The 23,392-nt window shown below is 71.4% G+C and carries 24 protein-coding genes; 12 read left to right on the forward strand and 12 right to left on the reverse strand.

What is annotated here, in order from left to right:
• Nucleotides 1–316: 316 nt before the first annotated feature.
• Complete coding sequence (locus AB0H12_RS18015) at nt 317–1,102, reverse strand: helix-turn-helix domain-containing protein (RefSeq protein WP_499623941.1); 786 nt, start codon at nt 1,100–1,102, stop codon at nt 317–319.
• Nucleotides 1,103–2,412: 1,310 nt separating this feature from the next.
• Between AB0H12_RS18015 and AB0H12_RS18020 the strand changes: the two genes are divergently transcribed.
• Both AB0H12_RS18020 and AB0H12_RS18025 read left to right on the forward strand, forming a co-directional pair.
• Entirely contained in the window at nt 2,413–2,970 is a 558-nt protein-coding gene (locus AB0H12_RS18020; RefSeq protein ID WP_499623942.1) for a hypothetical protein, read from the forward strand.
• Between the two features lie 4 nt (nt 2,971–2,974).
• The gene (locus AB0H12_RS18025) at nt 2,975–4,195 is read left to right on the forward strand and encodes a DUF6239 family natural product biosynthesis protein (protein WP_499623943.1); all 1,221 of its coding nucleotides are present in this window, start codon (nt 2,975–2,977) and stop codon (nt 4,193–4,195) included.
• A 5-nt stretch (nt 4,196–4,200) separates the two neighbouring features.
• Here the strand turns inward: AB0H12_RS18025 and AB0H12_RS18030 are convergent, their stop codons facing one another.
• Both AB0H12_RS18030 and AB0H12_RS18035 read right to left on the reverse strand, forming a co-directional pair.
• Nucleotides 4,201–4,410: a DUF2795 domain-containing protein gene (locus AB0H12_RS18030; protein ID WP_499623944.1), complete on the reverse strand. Its 210-nt coding sequence runs from the start codon at nt 4,408–4,410 to the stop codon at nt 4,201–4,203.
• Between the two features lie 58 nt (nt 4,411–4,468).
• Entirely contained in the window at nt 4,469–4,819 is a 351-nt protein-coding gene (locus AB0H12_RS18035) for an Hsp20/alpha crystallin family protein (protein WP_499623945.1), read from the reverse strand.
• A gap of 266 nt (nt 4,820–5,085) precedes the next feature.
• Here AB0H12_RS18035 and AB0H12_RS18040 point away from each other — a divergent pair, with 266 nt between their 5' ends.
• Together AB0H12_RS18040 and AB0H12_RS18045 are read left to right on the forward strand one after the other, a co-directional pair.
• A complete protein-coding gene (locus tag AB0H12_RS18040) occupies nt 5,086–5,253 on the forward strand; it encodes a hypothetical protein (protein ID WP_499623946.1) in 168 nt (55 codons plus the stop codon).
• Nucleotides 5,254–5,380: 127 nt separating this feature from the next.
• Entirely contained in the window at nt 5,381–5,719 is a 339-nt protein-coding gene (locus tag AB0H12_RS18045) for a VOC family protein (RefSeq protein WP_499623947.1), read from the forward strand.
• Nucleotides 5,720–5,766: 47 nt separating this feature from the next.
• Here AB0H12_RS18045 and AB0H12_RS18050 read toward each other — a convergent pair whose 3' ends face one another.
• Nucleotides 5,767–6,342, reverse strand: coding sequence for a TetR/AcrR family transcriptional regulator (locus AB0H12_RS18050; RefSeq protein ID WP_499623948.1), 576 nt, complete (start codon nt 6,340–6,342; stop codon nt 5,767–5,769).
• Nucleotides 6,343–6,425: 83 nt separating this feature from the next.
• Here AB0H12_RS18050 and AB0H12_RS18055 point away from each other — a divergent pair, with 83 nt between their 5' ends.
• Nucleotides 6,426–7,232: an SGNH/GDSL hydrolase family protein gene (locus tag AB0H12_RS18055; protein WP_499623949.1), complete on the forward strand. Its 807-nt coding sequence runs from the start codon at nt 6,426–6,428 to the stop codon at nt 7,230–7,232.
• Nucleotides 7,233–7,287: 55 nt separating this feature from the next.
• Here AB0H12_RS18055 and AB0H12_RS18060 read toward each other — a convergent pair whose 3' ends face one another.
• From AB0H12_RS18060 to AB0H12_RS18080, 5 genes are all read right to left on the reverse strand, one after another.
• The gene (locus tag AB0H12_RS18060; protein ID WP_499623950.1) at nt 7,288–7,704 is read right to left on the reverse strand and encodes an RbsD/FucU family protein; all 417 of its coding nucleotides are present in this window, start codon (nt 7,702–7,704) and stop codon (nt 7,288–7,290) included.
• Between the two features lie 7 nt (nt 7,705–7,711).
• Nucleotides 7,712–9,175 (reverse strand): family 43 glycosylhydrolase, encoded by a 1,464-nt coding sequence (locus tag AB0H12_RS18065; protein WP_499623951.1) that lies wholly within the window; start codon nt 9,173–9,175, stop codon nt 7,712–7,714.
• A 301-nt stretch (nt 9,176–9,476) separates the two neighbouring features.
• Entirely contained in the window at nt 9,477–10,040 is a 564-nt protein-coding gene (locus AB0H12_RS18070; protein WP_499623953.1) for a YdeI/OmpD-associated family protein, read from the reverse strand.
• Between the two features lie 43 nt (nt 10,041–10,083).
• Complete coding sequence (locus AB0H12_RS18075) at nt 10,084–10,371, reverse strand: hypothetical protein (RefSeq protein WP_499623954.1); 288 nt, start codon at nt 10,369–10,371, stop codon at nt 10,084–10,086.
• A gap of 65 nt (nt 10,372–10,436) precedes the next feature.
• Nucleotides 10,437–11,003 carry a CGNR zinc finger domain-containing protein gene (locus AB0H12_RS18080; protein WP_499623955.1) on the reverse strand — a complete coding sequence of 189 codons (567 nt, stop codon included), beginning with the start codon at nt 11,001–11,003 and terminating at the stop codon, nt 10,437–10,439.
• Between the two features lie 129 nt (nt 11,004–11,132).
• On the opposite strand from AB0H12_RS18080, the gene AB0H12_RS18085 reads away from it, so the two are divergent.
• The 6 genes from AB0H12_RS18085 to AB0H12_RS18110 all read left to right on the forward strand — a co-directional run bounded on the left by AB0H12_RS18085 (nt 11,133) and on the right by AB0H12_RS18110 (nt 17,129).
• Entirely contained in the window at nt 11,133–11,990 is an 858-nt protein-coding gene (locus tag AB0H12_RS18085) for an alpha/beta fold hydrolase (RefSeq protein ID WP_499623956.1), read from the forward strand.
• A 313-nt stretch (nt 11,991–12,303) separates the two neighbouring features.
• Nucleotides 12,304–13,275 carry an arabinan endo-1,5-alpha-L-arabinosidase gene (locus tag AB0H12_RS18090; RefSeq protein WP_499623957.1) on the forward strand — a complete coding sequence of 324 codons (972 nt, stop codon included), beginning with the start codon at nt 12,304–12,306 and terminating at the stop codon, nt 13,273–13,275.
• 261 nt (nt 13,276–13,536) lie between these two features.
• Complete coding sequence (locus AB0H12_RS18095) at nt 13,537–14,754, forward strand: ABC transporter substrate-binding protein (protein WP_499623958.1); 1,218 nt, start codon at nt 13,537–13,539, stop codon at nt 14,752–14,754.
• The gene (locus AB0H12_RS18100) at nt 14,751–15,722 is read left to right on the forward strand and encodes a carbohydrate ABC transporter permease (RefSeq protein ID WP_499623959.1); all 972 of its coding nucleotides are present in this window, start codon (nt 14,751–14,753) and stop codon (nt 15,720–15,722) included. The genes AB0H12_RS18095 and AB0H12_RS18100 overlap by 4 nt, the downstream gene beginning before the upstream one ends.
• Nucleotides 15,719–16,555 (forward strand): carbohydrate ABC transporter permease, encoded by an 837-nt coding sequence (locus tag AB0H12_RS18105; protein WP_499623960.1) that lies wholly within the window; start codon nt 15,719–15,721, stop codon nt 16,553–16,555. The genes AB0H12_RS18100 and AB0H12_RS18105 overlap by 4 nt, the downstream gene beginning before the upstream one ends.
• Before the next feature lie 4 nt (nt 16,556–16,559).
• Complete coding sequence (locus tag AB0H12_RS18110; RefSeq protein ID WP_499623962.1) at nt 16,560–17,129, forward strand: hypothetical protein; 570 nt, start codon at nt 16,560–16,562, stop codon at nt 17,127–17,129.
• A gap of 739 nt (nt 17,130–17,868) precedes the next feature.
• Here the strand turns inward: AB0H12_RS18110 and AB0H12_RS18115 are convergent.
• Nucleotides 17,869–18,903, reverse strand: a complete 1,035-nt coding sequence (locus AB0H12_RS18115) for a LacI family DNA-binding transcriptional regulator (RefSeq protein WP_499623963.1) — start codon at nt 18,901–18,903, stop codon at nt 17,869–17,871.
• A 164-nt stretch (nt 18,904–19,067) separates the two neighbouring features.
• On the opposite strand from AB0H12_RS18115, the gene AB0H12_RS18120 reads away from it, so the two are divergent.
• Nucleotides 19,068–20,264 carry an MFS transporter gene (locus AB0H12_RS18120; RefSeq protein ID WP_499623964.1) on the forward strand — a complete coding sequence of 399 codons (1,197 nt, stop codon included), beginning with the start codon at nt 19,068–19,070 and terminating at the stop codon, nt 20,262–20,264.
• Here the strand turns inward: AB0H12_RS18120 and AB0H12_RS18125 are convergent.
• Both AB0H12_RS18125 and AB0H12_RS18130 read right to left on the reverse strand, forming a co-directional pair.
• A complete protein-coding gene (locus AB0H12_RS18125; RefSeq protein ID WP_499623965.1) occupies nt 20,236–22,587 on the reverse strand; it encodes an ABC transporter permease in 2,352 nt (783 codons plus the stop codon). The genes AB0H12_RS18120 and AB0H12_RS18125 overlap by 29 nt on opposite strands.
• Entirely contained in the window at nt 22,584–23,276 is a 693-nt protein-coding gene (locus AB0H12_RS18130; RefSeq protein WP_499623966.1) for an ABC transporter ATP-binding protein, read from the reverse strand. Before AB0H12_RS18130 ends, AB0H12_RS18125 begins: the two co-directional genes overlap by 4 nt.
• Between the last annotated feature and the right edge of the window lie 116 nt (nt 23,277–23,392).

Consider the following 23,392-nt stretch of genomic DNA (forward strand, 5'->3'; position numbering starts at 1 on the left):
GTGCGCGAGGTCGTCCGCCATCCGCGCTTGACTCGGTTCGCGCTCCTGGCCGGCGCACGGCGTGGCCAAGCGTCAGGTTCCGCGGTGCGGCAGCGCGCAATCGGGTGAACGCCGTCGTGTGTCCGACTCACCTCACAATCCGGAGCGAGTCGTGCGGACGCACCGGGTCCCGCGACATTCCGCGCCGCCGCGGGTAGCTACGGCGCACCGAAGGGCCATTGGGCCATTCGCGAGCCACTGGGCCGTTCGCCCGCGCTGAGTCGTCCCGAAGGCCCGCCGTCCCGGCCGGGACGGCGGGCCTTGTCGGAAATCCCCGTCAGCTCGCGGCAGCCGCGTCCACTGCCACCGTGCGGATGTACTGCAGTGCGAGCAGGACCGACGGGTCGAGCGCGTCGATCGGGCGCAGGTTCAGGTCGACGTTCTCGACCCGGGCGCCCGGCCTGACCGACACCGGACCACAGGACGCCACGTTGAGCGTCCTGCTCCGGCCTAACGACCCCATGCCCGAAACAGCGCCCCGCCCCAGCGCCACAGAATGGGCCTGCAGGTGCCAGGTGCCGGGCGGCACGTCGGTGAGCACGTACGGTCCCGGCCGCTGGAGCATCGAGCAGTGCACCGGCTTCCCCCGCGGCACCTGTTCCGGGAACAGGTTCAGGAAGATGATCGCGGGCGGGCTGCCCAGCGGCACGCGCACCTCCCCCTGCACGGTGGACGAGCGGGTGTCGGGACCCCGCCTGGCCAACGGGGTCGGCTGGGTCAGCCCGCCCAGCTGGCGGTACGTCGTCGGCGGAACACCGACGGCGGCGCGGAACTTCGAGCTGAACGTGCCGACGCTCGTGTACCCCACCCGGTGGCTGATGTCGGTGACGGTCAACGAGGTGCACACGAGCAGCCGTTTGGCCTCCTGCACCCTGATCGCGGCCAGGAATCGACCCGGCGAGACGCCGGTAACACGCTGAAAGGTTCGTGAGAAGTGGAACTTGCTGTACATGGCGGTTCGAGCCATGTCGTCCATCGTGAACTGCTCGCCCAGGTGCTCGTGCATGAAGTCGATGACCCGACCTACCGCCCGTTCTATTACACCCTCCACTACGACCCCCATTCGTAGTCAATGACCGGTGAATCCCGCCGCCCAAGCAGGCGGACGACTCATCGCAACGCGATCAATCGGCGCGCCGGCGAGCGGCACTTCCCCAGTGAACCGCCAGTAAACCCCAGTGAAACCCCAGTGTCCCCAGGTGCTGACGATTTCGGGCAAGCTACCAGGGGCGCGACAGCCTGCACAAGCAGCAAAGACGGCGTTGACGAGCACGTCCGGTGATGATCCCTTGCCCCATCCGATGGAATCGTGAACGCTCCTCGCCTCCATTTACCGCGCGCACTGGACTCACATTCCGTCATCAACTGGACTCGGCTACTGCGCCTTCCGGGTGATGCCGGCGACCACGGCTCAACCACCCGGGTCGGACCTCCGACCACCCGATCGGCGGCCAGAGGTCGTCCCGACAGATATGGCGGCGACCGGCCGCGACGCGTTTCAGCCGAAATGTCGCAATCGGGAGGATGTGCCCGCCCCCACCCGGGGAGGAACGTCGGGACAACGGCCGATCGCGGCACAACGGCCATTCCGGCCACCGCCGACCTCGTCGGGGTCACGGCACGGCGGTTGAATTCCGTGACGCGGCAAGGCAGATCCGGCTCACCACCAGGCCTGGCAGCGGGCGGCGGGAACACCCTCCCGCGGACCGCACAGCACGGCGCGGCGCGCCCCGGCGGGTTGGGGCCCGCGGGGCGCGCGCGTCCGGCCGCGCGGATGGGCCGGTACCAGCCCATCCGCGCCGGCGGCGGTCACTCAGCGGACCGCCAGAGCGCTCCGCTCGGACGAGCTGGGGGTCCCGTCGCGGAGTCGGAGCACGGCATCGGCACGGAGTCCGGCCACCGGGCCGGTGCGCGGCGACACGACCTGACAGGTCGCGGCCACTGGCACCCCCGAAGCTTCGGTCCGCAGTCGACGTCGTGAACCACACGCTACCGATCTTGGTCCTAAAAAGCAACTAACTGGTACGCAGTTCGTAGCAGGAGCGGTCCGACGCTCGCGACACCTCGACGCCTTAGCACCCGCACCGCGGTTCCCGCTTCCTGCGAAAGTGTGCATTTCTTCCGCTGGTGGAGGTCGTGAGAGCAGTTCGCGCAACCGCAAACCAGAAGAGGAGCAGCGCATAGGAACGCTATATAGTCGACGTGCGGTTGCCGCGCGGTCATCGGGGACGACCACCGTACCGGCGCGTGGACCAGTGACCTTCTCCACGATTGCGCACTCCGCACGATGGCGTTCTTGGCGCGCCCCGAACCCGGTATCGTCGCTGGTCAGGGCAATTGGCCCGATCGAGGCCGGCGCAGCAGGAGGAATCCATGGTCGACACTCAAGCCCATACCCATTCGACGGGTGGTCCGCTCAACACGATCCGGCACAAGCCCGCGCTCTACGCCTTCACGTTGATCGTGCTCGCGCACTGGGCGGAGCACATCACCCAGGCCGTGCAGATCTACGCGTTAGGTTGGCCCGTGCCGCAGGCCAAGGGCGCGCTGGGCCTGTGGTTCCCGTGGCTGGTCACGTCCGAGGTCATGCACTACGGCTACGCGCTGGTCATGCTCGTGTTCCTCTTCGCGCTGCGGAAGGGGTTCGTCGGCCGCTCGAAGACGTGGTGGACGGTCGCGCTCGGCCTGCAGTTCTGGCACCACATCGAGCACCTGCTGCTGTTCATCCAGGCGTCCGCCTCGACGAACCTGCTCGGCAAGCCGGCGCCGACGAGCATCATCCAGCTGATCATCCCGCGGGTGGAGCTGCACCTGTTCTACAACACCGTGGTGTTCATCCCGATGGTCATCGCGATGGTGCTGCACATGCGGCCGTCGCCGGAGGAGCGCTCGGAGATGCAGTGCTCGTGCGCGGTCGGCGCGTCGGCCTGATCACGTGCACAACCACGGCGCCGTCGGCCTGCCGCTCGGCTTCACCCTCCTGCGGCTGATCCTGCTCGGCGCGGTGACCGTGGTCGCGGGTTGGGCCCTGGTCCGGCCGTTCGTGCCCGCCGCGTCGGGGTTGTCGACCCGGCGGGCGGTCACCGGGTTCGCCGGCATCGGCGGCGTCGTGGTGCTGCTCATCGCGGAAGCGTCGTGGATGCCACCGCCGGCCGCGGTGGCGTTGATCGGTCTGCTCGCCGTGCCGCCCGCGTTGCGGGTCGAGCGGCCGGTGATCGGCCGGCTCGTGGTGGTGGCCGCCGTCCTCGCGACGGTGGCCGCCGGCACGTGGTTCGCCGGACCGCCGTCGTCGTTCGCCTACATCACGTTGATGGCCGCGTTCGTCGCGGTGTCCTGGCTCGCGCTGTGCCCGCCGACCGCGATGGTGCGCGTCGTCGGCGCGGCGTTGGGCCTGACCCTGCTGGCGGGCCTCGGCCAGGTCACGATCGCCGGGCAGCTCTCCACCCCGGCCGCCGGCGACCCGCTGCTGACCCGCGTGGCGCTCGGCGGGGGCCCGGTGGACGTCCTCGTCGTGCCGCACATGCCCGGCTGGAACATCGTGCACACCACCGACGCACCGCTCTCGGTCGGCAACGCGCCGAACGCCCTGGTGCCCGCGCAGCCGCGCGACGGGACGACGGGCCGGTGGGCGTTGGTGTGGCTGCCGGAAGGGCGCAGCGACCTGTGGCTGGACCGGGCAGGCACGCGGACCACCGTCCCGGTGGACACCGGCCGCGTGGCGTGGTCCGGCCCGGACGTCCGCGGCGCGGAGGGTCCGGACTACGCGTCAGCGGTGTTGGCGGCGAAGCTGATCGGCAAGCGCGGCGACCTGCCGTGGCCCGGCCTGACCGAGGCCGACGCGGCGGCGCTGCGCGCGGCGGTCGCGTCGATCGGCGGGCCGTTCTCCGTCGTGGCGGACGACTCGCGGCGCGCGGCCGAGGCGGAGGCGGTGGTGCGCGAGGAGGCCGCACGCCTGGGCCACGCCGTCACACCCGGGTCGTCGGACGCCCTGGTGCTCGGCGGCACACCGCCACCGGACGCGCGACACCACCTCGCGCCGTGGCTGACGCCACCGGACTTGACCACGCCCGAGGCACGCCGGTACGCGCAGACGCTGTCGGCCGCCTTCCCCGGCGCCACGCCGTCCCGCTCGGGCCTCGCGGCCTGGTCCGGCTGACGGTCCTACCGCGGCTCGTCGTCGCCACCGAGCTCGACCGCGCCGAACACCTCGTGCAGGCTCGCGTAGTCGGTCGTCGGTATCGCCCGCAGCGCCTGGACCGCGGTCGGGTCGCCCTTGCGGATCGCCGCGTCGAGCAGGTCGTCCTTGCTCGCCGGGAAGTGGACGTCGGTCAGGCAGTCCTTCAGGTGGTCGCGGGTCAGCGTGCCGGCCATGACTCCTCCAGCTCTCTCGCCTGCCGGTGCGGTACCCGCGACCCCGGCCGCGAAACGCCTACCTGGTCGGCACGCGCACGACGACCATCCCGTCGAGCAGCCACGCGTCGATCCGCTCCACGTCCACCTCGGCCGGCACGGTCGCGCAGTAGTAGTAACCGCGAGGGGAATCGGCCGGGCGCACCGTGATGCCCACCCGGTCGCGCCGGATCGGCGTGCCGTCGGGCCGCAGGTCCCGGTCGCGGATCTCCACCCGCACGTCGCGCGGTCGCACGTCCTGCAGCAGGGTGGCGAAGAAGTAGGCCTGCTCGGTCACCGCGACGTCGACGAGCAGGGGCCGCTCGTCGGCCGTGGCCAGGTCCCACTCCCGGCCGAGGTTCCGACCGATCCGGTCCCACCACACGTCCATCTCCGCCACCGGATCAGGCCCGCGGCTGGGCCCCGTGCCGGGGTCTCGGCGTCGGACTGTCAGCCGCTCGACCACGACGCCACCTCCCGTTTACCTGGTCCTCACAGTGGGAAGTACCCCGGTCGAGGAACGTCCATGCTCGGTCGAACGGGTGAACCGACACCGTCCGTGGCGAAGCTGACGGGTGAACGCGATTCGGCCGAACGCGCCGGGGTACTCCACCCGGGCAAGCGACCGTCCCCAGGAGCATGGAGGAGGACCCGCCCATGCACCGCGAGAGCAGCAAGCACGGCCCGATCAAGGACGACGAGCTCAAGCACGAGTTGGAAGGCACGTTGCGCGGCAACCGCCCGAGCAGGGCCGAGGAGTGGCGCGATCCCGAGCCGCCCGCGGACGACGACGTGACCGTGCCCGGCATCGACGAACCGCGGTAGCGCCGCGGGGACAGACCCTCCACTTCGGACGGTTCACCCGTGAACCGTCCGAAGTGCCTTGTTCGTTGTTGCTCGATCCGCCGCCGGGGCGTTGACCACGGGGCGGGGCGTCATTAGCGTCGGTCACGTGACCGCTGAACGCATCGCTCCCGTTGTCCCGACAGACGACCTCGCCGGCGCGGTCGAGCGGTGGTCCGCGTTGCTCGGCGTCGCGCCGACGTTCGTGGACGGCGACCGCTGGGCGCAGTTCGACGTGGCGGGCGGGCGGCTCGCCCTGTCCGGCGCGGACCGCGTCCACGACGGTCCGGCCGTGTTGGTGAAGGTGCCCGACCTGGACGAGGCGCGAGCCCGCGCGCAGGCCCTCGGGTTCCGGGTCGGCGACATCACCACCGGCCCGCACGAGCGGCGTTGCGTGGCCGTGGGACCCGACGGGTACGCGGCGATCCTGCACAGCCCGTTGGGCTGAGCGCTCCCGTCACCGGCGGTCGCGTGGCCTGTCGCCGCGGCGCGGGATCAGCGCAGCGGCCTGACGACCGCTCGGGCCAGGGCCTCGGCGTGCGCGCGTGGTGCGGCGGCGGCATCGGGGCCCTCGGCGTAGTAGCGCAGGAACGCCTCCTGGAAGCACGCGCCGACGAGCAGTGACGCCGCCGCGTCCGGATCGGCGTCCGGTGCGATCCGGCCGAGCGCCCGTTCGGCCCGCAGGTACTCGGCGAACGGCGTGGCGGCCTTCTCCGGACCGCCGCCGTGCCTGCTCATCGCCACCCGGTGGGCGGCCATCCGCTGCGGGTCCGAGAGCAGCGCGGCGAGCATCGGGATCGACCGCTGGTAGAAGTCCAGCACCGCGTGCGCGAGCTCGGCGAGGTTGTCCTCGACATCGCCCTCGCCCGGTCGGACCGACACCCGGGACAGGCCGGGCAGCCGTTCTTCCAGCACGGCGAGCAGCAGCCGTTCCTTGTCGCCGAAGTACTTGTAGAGCGTGGGTTCGGAGACCTCCGAGGCGTGCGCGATCTCCTTGGTGGTGGCCTGCGCGACGCCGCGCGTGCGCAGGATCTCCGCCGCCGCGTCGAGGATCCGTTCTCGGGTGCCCATGCCGTCCCACCTCACCGTTTGACAGGTTAGTGAATACTAGCCCCCCATAGGGGCTAGTATTCACTAACCACTCTGGGGGCGGCATGTCGAGCGGGAAGCGGGCGATCATCGCGCTGTGCGCGGTGCTGGTGGGAGTGCTCGGCGTCGCGGGCGCCGTGGGGTACCTGGCGTTCGTCCGGCCGCCGGTGAACCCTCCGGCCGAGGCGTGCGGCGGGGAGGGCGTGCCGGGGTCCGGGCCGGTCGTCGTCGCGGCCGGCGCGAGCACGACCAGGGGGACGCTCGGCGCGGACTGGGTGGGCGCGCTGCGCGATCGCGGGCACCGGCTGGTCAACGCGGGCGTCAACGGCCACACCACCGCCGACCTGCTGGCCAGGGTCGACGCGGACGTGGTGGCGTGCCGACCCGACGCGGTCACGCTGCTGATCGGGACCAACGACGTGCGCGGCGACGTCCCGCTCGACGAGTACCGGGCCGACCTCGGCGCGATCGTGGCGCGGGTGCGGTCGGGGACGACCGCCCGGATCGCGCTGCTCTCGTTGCCGCCGCTGGGCGAGGACCTCGACGGCGCCCTCAACGTGGAGCTGCGTGACTACAACGCGGTGGTCGAGGAGATCGCCACCGAGGCCGGCGTGTCCTACCTGCCCCTGCACGAGCGGATGGTGGACGCGCTCCGGGAGCGGGACGACGAGCCGACGCCTTTCGGGTTCGACTTCGGGGTGGCCTACCTGGCCGCGGCCGAGCACCACCTGCTCGGGCACGAGTGGGACGAGGTGGCGCGGGGCAACGGCCTGCGCCTGCTGGTGGACCACGTCCACCTGAGCGACCGCGGCGGGGCGATCGTCGCCGACCTGGTCGACGGGTGGCTGTCCACACCGGACTCGGGCCGGTAGGTCCGGTCCCCCGACCCGCGCGCACGCCGGCGCACGCGGGTCGGGGGACCGGGGATCAGGAGATGGCGCCGACCGTCAGCAGCACGTTCGCGTAGTGCCGGCCGTCACCGGTGGCCACGCACACCGCCAGCTCCGGTGCGCGGCAGGCCGCGTAGAAGTCCTGCCGCGCCAGCGGTTGCAGCGGCAGGCCGGGGCCGAGCACGCGCTCGTAGTCGGTCCACGCTTCCGGCGTGCCCAGGTCGTCGGGCCGCATGGTGTGCACGGCCTCCACCGGGATCGCCGACAGCACCGGCTCCAGCACCTCGTCGACCGTGACGAGGCCGGGGCGCAGGTTGAGGTGGATCACCTCGGCGCGGTGGTGGACGTTGGTCCGGTGCGCGTAGTTGGCGTCCGCGAGCAGGACCTTGGACCCGTGGCCCGCCGTGGCCAGGGCGTGCAGCAGCGGCGGGTGGATCAAGGGGAAGCGCAGCACTTTTCGGTCACTCCAGGATGAACGTGGCGTCGGCGCGTGCGACGGCGTCGGGTGCGGTGGTCAGGTTGACGGTCGTGCCGTTGTGGCGGATGTACTGGCCGGGGAAGTTGGTCGACTCGAAGGACACCGCGGAGGCCGAGGCCAGACCCGCGCGGCGGTGGAAGGAGGCGTCGGCGCGGAAGACGGCGCTGCCGTCGTTGCGCTCGACCCACATCTCGTGGTTGCGGTGCCGCAGGTAGTAGCCGGGGAAGTTGGTCGACTCCAGCGACACCGTGCCGGAGCCGTTCAGGCCCGTCACGACGCGGAACTGCGAGTCGGCCAGCGGGTTGACGTTGGCCTCGATCCGGCCGCGGTACTCCCAGTGCCGGATGAAGCGGTCGGGGTAGTTGTACGACTTGAGCCGCACGGGCGTGACGCCGTCGGCCACCGGGATGCCGAAGTTCGGCGTGCCGTCGGAGTTCCAGTAGACCTTCTGCACGCGGGTGCGGCGGTTCGGGTCGCGCAGAGGGTCGCCGGAGATGTCGCGGTAGCTGCGGTCGTGGTAGACGAGGATGTCGCTCTGCCCGTCCTCGGAGACGGTGAACGAGTTGTGCCCCGGACCGTACTGGCTGGTCGACGCGTTGGACGCGAACACCGGGTTCGCGCTCTTGGTCCACGACGAGGGGTTGAGCAGGTCGGCGGACGCCGACGCGGTCAGCATGCCGAGGCAGTAGTTCGCGTCCGTGGCGCTGGCGGAGTAGGTCAGGAAGACCCGGCCGTCGCGCTGGATCACCGACGGCCCCTCGGCCACCTTCACCCCTCCCCTGGTCTCCCACGCCAGCGTCGGCACGGTCAGCCTGGCCACCGACCCCGTGATGGACCACGGGGTGGCGCCCATGCGGGCGAGGTAGAGGTTGGAGTTCGTGGAGATGCCGGGCTCGGCCTGCGCCCAGGTCAGGTACCGCACGCCGTTGACCACGAAGGTCGACATGTCCAGGGAGAAGCTGTCCCACGGGACGTTGACCTTGCCGCGCTCGGTCCACGTGCCGGTCAGCGGGTTGGCGCTGCCGTTCTCCAGCACGTAGGGGCGGATCCGCCAGATGTCGTCGGTCCGGCCGGCGGCGAAGTAGACGTACCACTTGCCGTTGATGAAGTGGATCTCCGGCGCCCAGATGTGCGCGCCCATCTCACCCGACGAGTGCTTGCGCCAGATCACCGACTCCGGGGCGCCTGCCAGGCCCTGGATCGTGGTCGCCCGGCGCAGGACGATCCGGTCGTACTCCGGCGCGGTCGCGGTGAAGTAGTAGTAGCCGTCGGTGTGCTTGAAGATGTGGGGGTCGGCCCGCTGGTTCGCCAACGGGTTCGTGTACTGCACGGCCGGCGAGGCCTGCGCGGCGGGCGTGATGACGACCAGCCCCGCCAGCGCGGTCACGGCCACCACCGCGACCACCGCCAGCCTGCGGGCTGCCCACCGGGGAACGGCACTGTTCATCGGGTCCACTCCATCGTGGCGCGTCGGGATGCGGCTGTTAACGCTAACAGCGCGGGTCGTCAAGCCTCAATACCTCTTTACGAGACGATTGAGGCTTGAGAACCGTGGAGCCGCGTCCGCGTGACATTCGCACGCCAAAGCGGCTGGTTACCGGCATGATCCGCAGCCAGGGCTGGTGTTAGCGATAACATTGCGCTACCTTCGCCGACAGCGCGAGCACCGACTTGCCGGGTGGGCGGACGCGACTCTCCCCCGTCCGCACACCCGGCCCCCACTCGAAATCCGCCGTGGACTCGCCGGGTCACACCGCCAGCTCGTCGACGACCCGCCGCAGTCGCACGGCACGCGCGGCCGGCGTCCTGGCCTTCATCAGCCGGAGGAGCAGCGCGTACTGCCCCGTCCGGCCGAGCCGCTCGAACCGCTCGCGCGCGCGTTCGTCGCCCGCCAGCGCCTCTGCCAGGTCGGGCGGCACGGTGGCGTCGCGCTGCCGCTCGTAGGCCGCGTCCCACCGGCCGTCGGCCCTGGCCGCCTCGATCGCGGCGAGGCCGGGTTCCCGCACCCGCCCGGCGGCGATGAGCGCCTCGGCCTTCTCGACGTTGACCCGCGACCACGAGCCGCCCGGTCGGCGCGGCGAGTAGCGCTGGAGGTAGTGGTCGGCGTCGAGGCCCTTGCGGTGGCTGTCGATCCACCCGAAGCAGAGGGCGACGTCGAGCGCCTCGGCGATGGTGACCGACGTCCGGCCCGACCCCTTCTTGGCGATCTTGAGCCAGACGCCGTCACTCGTGCCGTGGTGCTCGGCCAGCCACGACTCCCACTCCGCGGCGTCGGCGAAGTCGAGGGCCGGGGTGTCGGTGAGCGCGTTCATGGGCCCATCGTGCGGGGTGAAAGTGCTCACCGAGTGAGCACTTTCAGGCATCGGACTCGCGCCGCTCCGCCATCGTGTCGGGCGCGGACTCGGGGACCTCGGTCCGCACGTCGGAGTCGCGCAGCACCTCGCGCGCCTGGGCCCGCGGGTCGGCGCTGCCGGTCCGCCGTTCCTCGGGCAGCAGGTTCGCCCTGGTCCGGGACCTGCGGTCGACGTCGTTGCGCCGGTCGAACACCGCCGGCCGGTCGAGGTCGTGCGCACGCCTGACGCGCGCCTCCTCGGCCTCCGGGAGGTCCGTCGCGCCGAGGTCGAGCGGTTCCTGGTGCGTCATGGCCTAGCCATACCCCAACGGCCGCCGGTTGACGCGCGTGCGATCACGGCGCGACCCCCGTGCGGTCACGACGTGGCGCGGACCCGGTTGTGGTGCCGGCGCGCCTTCAACCGGTTGCCGCAGCCCGTCATCGAGCACCACAGCCGCCTGCCGGTGCGCGAGACGTCCTGGAAGTGCAGCACGCACTCCGGGTTCGCGCACTTGCGGACGCGGTCCGGCGCCGCCTCGCGCAGCACGACGAAGTCGCGCAGGCATGCCCAGGCGGCACGCCACCGCGGGTCGGCGACGTCGTCGTGCTCGACCGGGCCGCGCTCGTCGACGGTCAACCGCACCCGGCCGTGGTCCAGCAGCGCGTTCAGGGCGGCGTGGTCGGCCGGGTCCGCGATCACGGCGGCCACCGCGGCGCGGGCCTCGCGGAGCGCCCGCCGCGGCACGGGCCGGGCGGGGTCGAGCTCCCGGTCCGCGAGCCACGCGGCGGTGAGGTCGTCGTGGTCGAGCAGGTCGTAGGCGACACCGCCGGCCACCCACCGGGTGTTCAGCAGGTCGATGCCCAGGGGTTGGTCCGCCAGCGGGCGCGCGGGCCACCCCTTGGCCAGCAACGCGCCGGTCACGGCGTCATCGGCACCGAGCACCGGGCACACCTCCCCCGATCTAACCGTTCCGAGTCGCTTGACAGGTTAACACGAGCCTGCTTACCTGGGCGCATACCTAACCGTTCAAATCATTTAGAACGGTTAGAATCTTCCAGTCAGGAGCAGCCGATGACCTCGTTCCGGTACGCCGACATCAACGGGCAGCGCGTGTTCTACCGGGAGGCGGGCCACCCCGACGCGCCCGTCCTGGTGCTGCTGCACGGCTTCCCCACCAGCTCGCACATGTTCCGCGAGTTCATCGGGGCACTCGCCGACCGCTACCGCGTGATCGCGCCGGACCACGTCGGCTTCGGCCACAGCGCCGCGCCGTCGGTCGACGAGTTCGACTACACGTTCGACGCGCTCACCGACATCACCCTCGGCCTGCTGGACCACCTCGGCGTGCGGCGGCACGCGCTGTACGTCCAGGACTACGGCGCACCCATCGGCTTCAAGATCGCGTCACGCCACCCCGACCGCGTCACCGCCGTCATCACGCAGTCCGGCAACGCCTACACCGAGGGCTTCACCCCGTTCTGGGAGCCGCTGTTCGCCTACGCCGCGAACCCCGGTCCCGACACCGAGCCGGCGGTGCGGGCCCTGCTCACGCTCGACGCCACCCGCTGGCAGTACACCCACGGCGTCAAGGACCCGGGCCGGATCGACCCGGGCACCTGGGCGCACGACCAGGCCCTGCTCGACCGGCCCGGCAACGCCGAGGTGCAACTGGCCCTGTTCCGGGACTACCGCAACAACCTCGACGCGTACCCGGTGTTCCAGCGGTACTTCCGCGAGACGCAGGTCCCGCTGCTCGCCGTGTGGGGGCGCAACGACGAGATCTTCGGCCCGGACGGCGCGCTGGCCTACCGGCGCGACCTGCCCGAGGCCGAGATCCACCTGCTCGACGCGGGCCACTTCGCGCTGGAGGACCAGCTGGACACCATCGCCGGGTACACCCGCGGTTTCCTCGGCCGGGTCCTGGGCTGATCAGACGGCCTGTGAGCGCTAACAGCACCAGCTGTTCCAGGTGCACAGCCTGCCTGTTATCGCTAACAGGCAGGCTTGCCCGCCTCGCCCGGCCTGCGCTACGGTGCCCAGGAAGCGCTCCCAGTCCGGCCGAACCGGCAGGCGACCGGGAGCGCGTCACGATTCCTGCTCGCAAGGAGGCGACGCACGGGTCCGCGCAGGCTGTCCGCTGCCGGGTCGAGGCGCCGAGCCTCCCCGTTCCCAGCACCGCTCCAGTCCATTCAGGACATTAACGCCGCCGCGTCCAGTCCACCCCGAGAGTATCGAGGAAACCGTGGCTGCATTGAGAAAACGCGCTCTCGCCACCTTCGCCACCGCACTCGCCATGACCGGCGTGACCGTCGTGGCCGCGCCCCCGGCGTCGGCCTACCCGGGACCCGGCGTGGTCACCGGCGACACCCGGGTGCACGACCCCAGCGTCGTCAAGAGGCCCGACGGCACCTACCTGGTCGCGCACACCGCGGACGGCATCGGCCTGAAGACCTCGACCGACCGCACCGCCTTCCGCAACGCGGGAGCCGCGTTCCCCAACGGCGCCTCCTGGACCACCACCTACACCAACGGCAGCCGCAACCTCTGGGCGCCGGACATCTCCTACCGCAACGGCCAGTACTACATGTACTACTCGGCCTCGTCGTTCGGCTCGAACCGGTCGGCGATCTTCCTGGCCACCAGCCCCAGCGGCAACGCGGGCACGTGGACCCACCGCGGCCTGGTCATCGAGACGCGCACCAGCGACAACTTCAACGCCATCGACCCCGACCTCGTCGTGGACGACCAGGGCCGCTGGTGGCTGAGCTTCGGCTCGTTCTGGTCCGGTCTCAAGATGATCGCGCTGAACCCGTCCACGGGCCTGCGCTCCGACTCCACCGTCCGCGCCATCGCCGGCCGCAACGGCGGTGCGATCGAGGCGCCGAACATCGTCAAGCGCGGCAACTACTACTACCTGTTCGTGTCGTTCGACTACTGCTGCCGCGGCGCGCAGAGCACCTACCGGATCATGGCCGGCCGGTCGACCAGCGTCACCGGCCCCTACGTCGCCCGCAACGGCACGGCCATGACCTCCGGCGGCGGCACCGAGATCCTCGCCGGCCAGGGCAGCGTCCACGGGACCGGGCACCAGGACGTGTTCTCGGACGCCGACAGCGACATCCTCGTCTACCACTACTACGGTGACGACGGTGCGTCTCGACTGGGCATCAACCTGCTGGCCTTCGATTCCGCTGGGTGGCCTTACGTCCGATGATCGTCGACCGGCTGTCCGCCACCGTCCGCCGCGGCTCGCGGCGGGCGGTGGCGGCGGCCCGGATCCGCGGCACCCGTTCGGTGGGAGCACGGCTTCCAAAGTGGGCATTGACGTTGGCGCAACCTGCTCGTAGCCTCCCGGAAAGCGCTTTCCCCTCTGCACCGCGCGCCACGCCCTGGGAGCGGTCGAGACCGGAGGAACCGAATGGGTGCACTGAAACGTTTCAGAGGCCGAGTCCTGGCGACGTCGATGGTCGCGTTGTTGGCAGTCGCCTGTGGCGGCAGCGGCGGCAGCGGCGACGAGACCAAGGCCGGTCCCGCCACGCTGCGGTTCTCGTGGTGGGGGAACGCCGAGCGCGCCGAGTTGATGCAGAAGGCGATCGACCTCTTCCAGAGCAAGAACCCGGAGATCAAGGTCACGCCCAGCTTCCAGGAGTTCGAGGCGTACTGGCAGAAGATGGCCACCGAGACCGCGGGCGGCAACGCGCCGGACGTGCTGCAGATGGACTTCGCCTACATCCGCGAGTACTCGGACCGCAACGCGCTCTACGACCTGAAGAAGCAGGACGGCAAGAACCTCGAGCTCGGGGACCTGCTCGAAGGGCTCAAGGGCGCGGGCGAGATCGACGGCAAGCTGTACGGCGTGCCGACGGGCGGCAACACGTGGGGCTACATCTACGACCCCGCGTTGTTCGCCCAGGCCGGCGTCGCGGAGCCGAAGGAGGGCTGGAGCTGGGACGACTACCGCGCCACCCTCAAGACGATCGCGGACAAGACCGGGGTCTCCGGCGGCGGCAACTACGTCGGCAGCTACTACAACCTGGAGCTCCAGCTGCGCCAGGAAGGCGGGCTGCTGTACACCGAGGACGGCAAGCTCGGTTTCGACAAGGCGCGCTTGAAGGAGTTCATGGAGGAGGGCAAGGCGCTGGCGGACGGCAAGACCGTGCTGCCGATCGAGAAGGGCGTGCAGATCAAGCCCGCGTTCGCGCTGGAGCAGAAGCTGGTCGCGGGTGACCTCGGCTGGGACAACTTCATGTCCCGCTACGCGAAGGCCAACCCCGGTCTCAAGCTGGGGCCGGTGCCGACCGACAAGGCGGGCACGTCCGGGCAGTACCTGAAGCCGTCGATGCTGCTGAGCGTGTCGCAGAAGACCGACCACCCGGCGGCGGCGGCCAAGCTGGTGTCGTTCATGGTCAACGACCCGGAGGTCGGCAAGATCTTCGGCGCGAACCGGGGCCTGCCGCCGACGAACGCGCAGCGCGCCGCGGCCCAGCTCGAAGGTCCGCTGGCCGCCGTGGCGGCGTACGAGGACGGTTTGAAGGACAAGTTCGGCAAGACGCCTCCCGCGCCACCCAAGGGCGCCGGCACGTTGGAGCAGGCGTTCATCCGGATCACCGAGGAACTCCAGTACGGCCGCATCACCGTGGACGAGGCGGTCGACCAGTTCTTCACCGAGGCGGAAGAGACCCTCGGGTCGTGAGCCGGGCGACGATCGCGCCGGACCGGCGCGCCGAAATCGCCACCGACGGCGGGGCGGGTCCGCGCAAGCGGGCCCGCCCGTCGGGCGACGGCCTGGCGGGTTACCTGTTCCTGTCACCGTGGATCATCGGGATCGTCCTGCTGACCCTCGGGCCGATGGTGACCTCGCTGTACCTCTCGTTCACGGACTACGACCTGTTCAACACCCCGACGTGGATCGGGTTGGAGAACTACCAGCGGATGTTCTCCGACGCGCGGTGGCTGCGGTCGGTCGAGGTCACCGCGATCTACGTGGCGCTGGCCGTGCCGATCAAGCTGGTCGCCGCGCTGGCGGTGGCGATGCTGCTCAACAGCAAGCGTGGTGGCCAGGGCTTCTACCGGGCGGCGTTCTACGGGCCGTCGCTCATCGGCGGCAGCGTCGGCGTCGCGATCGTGTGGAAGATGATGTTCAGCGACGACTCGGTGGTCGACCAGCTGCTGCTGCGGTTCGGCATCGACACCGGCGGCTGGGCGGGTAACCCGGACTTCTCGCTGATGATGCTGGTGCTGCTGGCGACGTGGCAGCTCGGCGCGCCGATGGTGATCTTCCTGGCCGGGCTCAAGCAGGTGCCGCGGGAGCTGTACGAGGCGGCGCAGGTCGACGGCGCCGGCCGGGCGCGGCGGTTCTGGTCGATCACGTTGCCGATGATCTCGCCGGTGCTGTTCTTCAACCTGCTGCTGGAGACGATCAACGCCTTCCAGGTGTTCACGTCGGCGTACGTGGTGGGCGGGCCGAACGGGCAGCCGGCGGGCAGCACGTTGTTCTACACGATCTACCTGTTCGACCGCGGTTTCGGCGACTACCGCATGGGTTACGCGTCGGCGATGGCGTGGATGCTGCTGCTCGGCGTCGGCCTCGTCACCGTGTTCCTGTTCCGCACCGCACGGGGTTGGGTGTTCTACTCCGGGGACTCGGGGGACAAGCGATGAGGCAGTCGTTGACCAGGGTGCTGTGGCACGTCGGCGTGCTGGCCCTGCTCGCCGTCGTGCTGTACCCGATCGTGTGGGTGGCGGCGGCGACGTTCAAGCCGTCCGAGACGATCATCGGCAGCCTGCAGCTGTTGCCGACCGCGCCGACGCTCGCGAACTACGAGCGGGTGTTCGAGGGCGTGGTCGGTGTCGGCGTCGGCCGGTTCTTCTGGAACTCCGCGGTGCTGGCGGTGCTGTCGGTGGTGGGCACGGTCGCGTCGTCGGCGTTGGCGGCGTACGCGTTCGCCCGACTGCGGTTCCGCGGCCGGACGGTGCTGTTCGGGATCATGATCGCGACGCTGCTGCTGCCGTTCCACGTGTTGATCATCCCGCAGTACGTCGTGTTCCAGAACCTGGACCTGGTGGACACGTACGTGCCGCTGCTGGCGGGCAAGTTCCTCGCGTCGGAGGCGTTCTTCGTCTTCCTGATCGTGCAGTTCATCCGGCAGCTGCCGCGTGAGCTGGACGAGTCGGCGAAGATCGACGGTGCGGGGCACTGGATCGTGTTCTGGCACATCATCCTGCCGCTGTGCCGGCCGGCGCTGATCACCACGGCGATCTTCACGTTCATCTGGAGCTGGAACGACTTCTTCGGGCCGTTGATCTACCTGAGCACGCCGGACAAGTACCCGCTGCCGTTGGCGTTGCAGTTGTTCATCGACGAGTCGACGGGTTCGGACTTCGGCGCGTTGATGGCGATGTCGATGCTGGCGCTGGTGCCGGTGATCCTGTTCTTCTTGTTCTTCCAGCGGTTCCTGGTGGAGGGTGTGTCGACGTCCGGGCTGAAGGGGTGAGCCGGTGAAGCGGTTCTCGTTGTTCGGCGAGTGCTTGATGGCGGGGTTGCTGGTGCTGCTGGCGGCCCTGCCGGTGGTGACGTTGGTGCCGGCGCTCGCGGCCGGGTGCGCGCACATCAAGGCCCACGTCGACGGGGAGACCACGTCGGTCCGGTCGTTCTTCGAGCGGGTGCGGTCGGCGTTGCCCGGTGGGTGGGTGGTGTCGGTCGGGGTGGTCGGCGGCTTCGCCGTGCTGGTGGTGGACGTGGTGTTCTTGCGGACGCGGGTCGCCGGTGGCGGTGTCGTGGCCGTCGTCTGCGGGGTGGCGGCTGTTGGTTTGGCGGTGGTCGTGCTGCGTGCGGCGGCGTTGTGGTCGGCGGGTTCGCGGTGGCCGTCCGTGATGCGGGAGGCGGGGCGTCGTGCGGCGTCGGATTTCGGCGGCTCGCTGCTCTTGGTGATGTCACTGGCCGTGATGCTGATCGTGACGTGGCAACTGCCACCGCTCCTGCTCCCGATGGTCGGCTGCGTGCTGATGGCGGCAGTCGCCGTGGACCGCAGGCACAGCCCGGTCGCCGAGCACCCACTTCCCCGCTAGACTGCCCCTGACCAGCCTTTATCTGCCACTACCACGTCCACGATCGAGTGAATCTGAACCCGATCATCAACACCACAACGCCGTTGTCGCCGACGTGAGACGTCGATTGAAACAACAAGGCCGGCAACCAACCCCTGCCCTGCCCCACCACCCGGGGTGACCAAGGCACCGCCGCCCAACCCGGAGGCCGGGGAAGTGGATGTGCAGCCGCCCCGGGGTTCCGCGAGCCGGCCGGACGCCATGCCGGGTCAGTCGTCGCGGAGGTGTGCGCCCAGCCGGCGACGATGCCCGATGCGGACGCCGCGGCTGGTGTCGGCGGAGTCGGGCACTCGGCCGGTCGGACGTCGGCAGGCCACCGGTCGGACATCGGTCGAACGTCGGCCGGGCACCCCATTCCCACGCCCCGCACACCCGCGCGTGGTCGCGCGGTTAGGCGGCCGGGGTGGTGGTGACATGGCTGGGAGGCCTGTTGCGGGGCCGGGCTGGGGTTGGCGGGGTGGGGTGGGTCGCGGCCAGCCGGGGCCGTGCAGCCGGTTACGGGTGGGTCGGGCCACGGGCGGAGGTCGGTGTGGGCGGCCGGGTGTCGCCAGATCGGTGAAGTGGGGCGGTCGGGTGGGACGGGTAGTGCGGTGGCCAGGTGGGCGAGCAGGCCCGTCGGGTCAGAGGGTGGACCCGGTGGCGGGCTCAGGCGAGTCGGGGTCAGGCGAGTCGGGGTCCGGAGGGTGGGTCAGAGGGTGGGTCAGGTGCTGGCGCGGAGGATCAAGGTGGTCGGGTAGAAGGTTTGCGGGGGTGTCGGTCGGTGGTTGAGCACGGCTGTGGCGGCGGCGGTGGTGATGGCTTCCACGGGGTTTGTGGTGGTGGTGAGGCCGGGGTGGCTCAGGGCGGCGTAGGCGATGTCGTCGAAACCTGCGACGGCGACGTCGCCCGGCACGTCCACGCCCTTGCGGCGCAGGGCTGTGAGCACGCCGAGGGCGGACAGGTCGCCCAGGGCGAAGATCGCGTCCGTGTCCGGCCAGCGGGTCATGATCTCGGTGGTGGCGGACTCGCCGGTGGCCGCGGTGAAGTCGCCGGCGGCCAGGCGGGGTGGGGTTCCGGCGTCGGCGAGTGCGCGGCGGTAGGCGGTGAGGGCGCGTTCGGTGCACGGGAGCCATTGGGGGCCGGTGATCATGGCGATTCGGCGGCGGCCCGTGGTGATGAGGTGTTCGATCATCTTCGTGGTGCCGGTGGCGTTGTCCACGTCGAAGGACGGCACGTCGCGGGTTCCGATGCCGATCGACGCGATCCGGCCCCGGGCGGATCGGGGGATCGTGGCCAGCGCGGGCATGGTGGGATTCACGACGATCACACCGCCGATGTCGCGGTTCTCGGCCAACCTGCCCAGTTCGGCGGGGTCGTGCAGCGGGAGCCAGTGGAGGGATACGCCGACCTCACCCGCGGCAGCAGCGGCGGCGGTGGTTACGCGGGCTACGTAGGGGTCGTTGAGGACGTGCGAGGTCTGGCCGCCGACGGCCACCGCGATGCGGGTACCGCTGCGGGTGGCCAGGGCGCGGGCGACGGGGTTGGGGACGTAGCCCAGTTCGCGCGCGGCGGCGAGGACCCGGTGGCGGGCGGACGCTGAGGCCGGGCCGCGGACGCTCAGGGCGCGGGACGCCGTTGCCACCGACACGCCGGCTCGCCGGGCCACGTCCGACAAGGTCGGTTCCTGCCCATTCGACAACGCCTGCTCCCGCGCCTTCGACGAGGTCGGTTCCCGCCCCTTCCCGACCTCGGCCACGGCAGCGAGTTTGCCAGGCCCCGCCCTTGTGGTGGAAGCGCTTCCACGTATGAGGTCACGACGCACTGCCACGCATGAGGTCGCGAAAGGCCTCGACGTGTGCGGCACGGGTGTCGGGTCGGTTCTCGGACACGAGGATCGGGAGGTCGGGGGAAGGAGCCCGCATGTCGCGGAGCGAGGTGACGTCGGGCGGCGTCAGGGGTGCCGTGGTCGGGGTCGCGGTGACGTTCGGGCTCAACGGGGTCGCGGTGGCGTCCTGGTTCGCCCGCGTCCCCGCCGCCCGCGACGCGTTGGGTCTCGGCGCGGGCGCGCTCGGGCTCCTGCTGCTCGCCATGTCGGCGGGCGCCACGGTGGCGATGCTCACCGCCGGCGAGGTGACCCACCGCCTCGGAGCACGGCGAACGGTGTGCGTGTCGACCGTCGGGGTGTCCGCCGGGCTGGTCGTCGCGGGCGCGGCCATCGGCGTCTGGCCGTCGACGACGGCGACGGCGGTCGGGTTGTTCCTGCTCGGGTACGGCTCGGGCACGTGCAACGTGGCGATGAACGTCGAAGCGGCTGCCGTCGAGCGGGTGGTCGGGCGCACGATCATGCCGCGGTTCCACGCGGTCTGGAGCCTGGGCACGGTGGCCGCCGCCGGGTTGGCCGCGGCGGCGGCCTGGCTGCGCCTGCCGGTGACCGCGCACCTGGCGGGCGTCGCCGTCGTCACGTTGGCCGGCACGGTCGCCGCCGCGCGGTCGTTCCGGCGCCGGCACGGCACGAGCAACGCGAGCGGCGAGAAGAGCGGTGTGCCGGCGGCCTGGCGGGAGCCGCGCACGTTGCTGATCGGGCTGCTGGTGCTGGTGCTGGCGTTCACCGAGGGCACCGCGAACGACTGGGTCGCGGTGGCGTTCGTGGACGGGTACGCGTTCGGGCCGGTGGCGGGCGCGATCGTGTTCGGCGTGTTCGTGACCACGATGACGTTCGGCCGGGTGGTCGGCACGGTGGCGCTGGACCGGTGGGGACGGGCGCCGGTGCTGGTCGGCACGATGCTGCTGGCGATCACCGGGACGACCCTGGCGGTGCTGGGCGGCGCGCCGGCGGTGGCGGTGGCCGGGGTGGCGCTGTGGGGCCTCGGCACGTCGCTCGGCTTCCCGGTCGGCATGAGCGCCGCGGCCGACGAGGAGGACCGGGCGGCGGCACGGGTCAGCGTGGTCGCGGTCATCGGGTACACCGCGTTCCTGGCCGGGCCGCCGGTCGTCGGTCTCCTCGGGGACCAGGTCGGCATCCTCCGGGCGCTGCTGGTCGTGCCGCTGCTGCTGGTCCCGGCGCTCGCCCTGGTCCCCGTCCTCCGCCCTATTCCGTCCGCAAAGCCGTTGCCGTAGACGTCTTCGCCGCCCACGTCGCCGGTGGCAACGCGCCCACGATCGCGATCAGCGCGCCGCCGATGCCCAGCAGGAGCAGCGACAGCGGATCGTGCACGGCGAGGGCCGACACGGGCAGGCCGATCCCGGCGCTCTCCCCCATCACCGGCAGCACCGCCCGGTGCAGCGCGACCCCGGCGGGCACGCCGACCGCACCGCCGAGCACCCCGATCACGACGACGGAGGCGATCACCATCGCGATGGTCTGCCGGGGCGTCATGCCGAGTGCTTTGTGGACGCCCAGGTCCCGGATCCGTTCCCGGGTGTCGAGCACGACGGCGTTCAGCACCCCCATGGCGGCCACCGCGACGAGCATCAGCGTGAGGACCGCGGTCAGGCTGTTGATCAGGATGACGACGTCGCTGGCCTGGTCGGGTCGACCGGGCCGCGCGGTCGCGCCGAGCGGCTTCAGCGCCGTGTTCAGCCCTTCGACGTACGAGGTGACGTCGGTGCCGGGCCGGACCGCGATGTAGTGGCTCGCGTCCGTCGACCCGGACGTGAACGTGGCCGCGTCGGTCAGCACCACCATGCCGTCGTTGCTCATCTCGAAGACGTCACCGACGATCAGCACGGTGACCGACTTCCCGCCGTCGTTCAGCGTCACGGTGTCGCCGACCTCCGTGCCGGTGGCGGCGAGGAACGGCTTCGGCGCGACGGCTTCGCCCGGTCCCGTGAACCACCGGCCGGACACCATCTGGTAGCCGTCCCAGGTGGCGTCACCGGTGAACGAGACGAGCTCGGTCGAACCCGCCACCCCGCTGACGGTCACCTGCGTGCGGCTGGTGCGGTAGTGCGCGCGCGTCCCGGCTTGGGCGCTGATGGCGTCCGAGACCGCGACCGGGTCGGCTTTCGGCTTCGTCGGGCGGGAACCGAGACCGGGACCAGGACCGGGGCCTTGGCCGGGACCGCCGCCCGGCCCGTCCACCCCGATCGTCACGTCGGCCGAGTTGTGGTTGCGGGCGATCTGGATCTGGTTGAGCGACGACGCCAGCCCGACCGCGAACGTGACCGCGGTGGCACCGAACAGCACCGCCGCCACCATCGCCGCCGCACGGGCGGGCCGCGCGAACGGACGGGCGAGGCCGAGCCCTACGGGTCGCGGCACGGCCAGTCGGGCGGTCAGCGCGGCGGCCCACCGGCCACGGCCGGGACGCGGCGTGCGGCCGACGGCGATCGCGTCCACCGTGCGCAACCGACCGGCGCGCAACGCGCTCACCCACGCCGTCACCGACACCAGCGCCAACGCGGCGACGGCCACCACGACGTTCACCCACGGCGCCACGGTCAGCGTCACCGCGCCGTAGACGTCCTCGGTCTCGGCCAGCACCGGGATCGCGAGCAGGTTGCCCGCCACGACGCCGATCGCGGTGCCGACCGCCGCCGGGATCAGGGCCTGTGCCATGTACGCCCACACGACCTGCGCCGGGGTGAAGCCGAGCGCCTTGAGGATGCCGATCCGCCGCGTCCCCGCGCCGACCGCGCCCGCGACCACGTTGCCGACCACGAGCAACGACATGACCAGCCCCAGCACGCCGAACGCGACCAGGAACGGCACGAACACCGCGATGGTGCGCTCGGCCGCCCGCTTCAGCACCAGCCACGACTGCGAGCCGGTCAGCGCGCCCTCGGGCAGCGCCGCCGCCACCGCCGCGCGGCCCGCGTCGACCTGCTCGGCCGTGTCGGCGGACGCGAAGCGGTACAGCACCTGGTAGCCCCCGGGCGAGGTGATCCAGGACGGTGGCACCCAGCCGTCGGCGGTGCGGCTGACCGAGCGGGCCACGCCGACCACGGTCAACGACGAGCCGTCGGCGAGGGGGATGCGGCGGCCGACGCCGGAGCCGGTCGGCGAGTGCGCGTGCGGGCTCTCGGCGGACACGACGACCTCGCCGGGCGCGTCGGCCCACTCCCCGTCGGTCAACGTCACCGCGTCCACGGGTCCGCCGCCGGGATCGGCCCGACCCACCAGGGTCAGCGGCGCGGGGTCGCCGGGCCCTTCGTCGCTCGGCGTGACCGACGTGGTCGGGAACGGCCCGGCCGACGCGGTGACGCCCGCGACGGGGGCAGACAGCTGCTCCGCCGTCACCTTGCCCGCGTCGAACTGCGCCGACAGGTGCACGCCGCGCTGCTCGGCGAACGCGTCGTCGAACGGCGCGGTGGACGCCACCAGCAGCGACCCGCCGAGCACGGACGACGTGACGGCCATCGTGGTGGCGAGCCCGATCACCGCGGTCTGCACCCGGCGCCGCGCGACGCCCGAGCGCACGACCCGCCCCAGCCCGCTCATCGGGTCGGCTCCACGACGACGTCGCCGGCGATCCGGCCGTCGACCAGCTGGATCGTGCGGCGCGTGCACGACCGCGCCAGCGCCAGGTCGTGCGTGACCACGACGAGGGTCTGGCCGTCGGCGTTCAGCTCGGTGAGCAGCGCGCTGACGTCCTCGCCGGAGGCGGTGTCGAGCGCGCCGGTCGGTTCGTCGGCGAGCAGCAGCGCGGGCCGGTTCATCAACGCCCGCGCGACCGCGACCCGTTGCCGTTCGCCGCCGGACAGGCGTCCCGGGTAGGCGCGGGCGTGCCGCGAGACGCCGAGCTGGTCGAGCAGGTCCGCCGCGCGCCTGGCCGCCTCGCCGCGCGCCATGCCGGCCAGTTGGGCGGGCAGGACCACGTTGTCGGCCACGGTCAGGTCGTCGAGCAGGTTGAAGAACTGGAACACCATGCCGATCCGGGCGCGCCGGTAGCGGGCGGACGCGGCCTCGCCCAGGCCGTCGACCCGCACGCCCGCCACGGTGACCGTGCCGGTGTCGGGCCGGTCAAGGCCCGCGATCAGGTTGAGCAGCGTGGACTTGCCGCTCCCGGACGGGCCGAGGATCGCGACGGCCTCCCCGGCCCGCACGGTCAGCGACACGTCGCTCAACGCCGGTGGCCCGTCGTCGTACCTGCGGCTCACGTCGCGCAGTTCGATCACCGGCGTGGTCATGGTCGGCTCCCTGGTTCGTCCTCGATGTGGCGCGGTGGACGCTAGGAGCGGCGCGGATCCGGGCGCGTCGGTCGGCCGGGGCATTTCCGGTACCCCACCGGGATGAGCGCGGCGCC

It is taken from the genome of Actinosynnema sp. NPDC023794, assembly GCF_040639675.1.
GTDB classification, from domain to species: Bacteria; Actinomycetota; Actinomycetes; order Mycobacteriales; family Pseudonocardiaceae; genus Actinosynnema; species Actinosynnema luteola.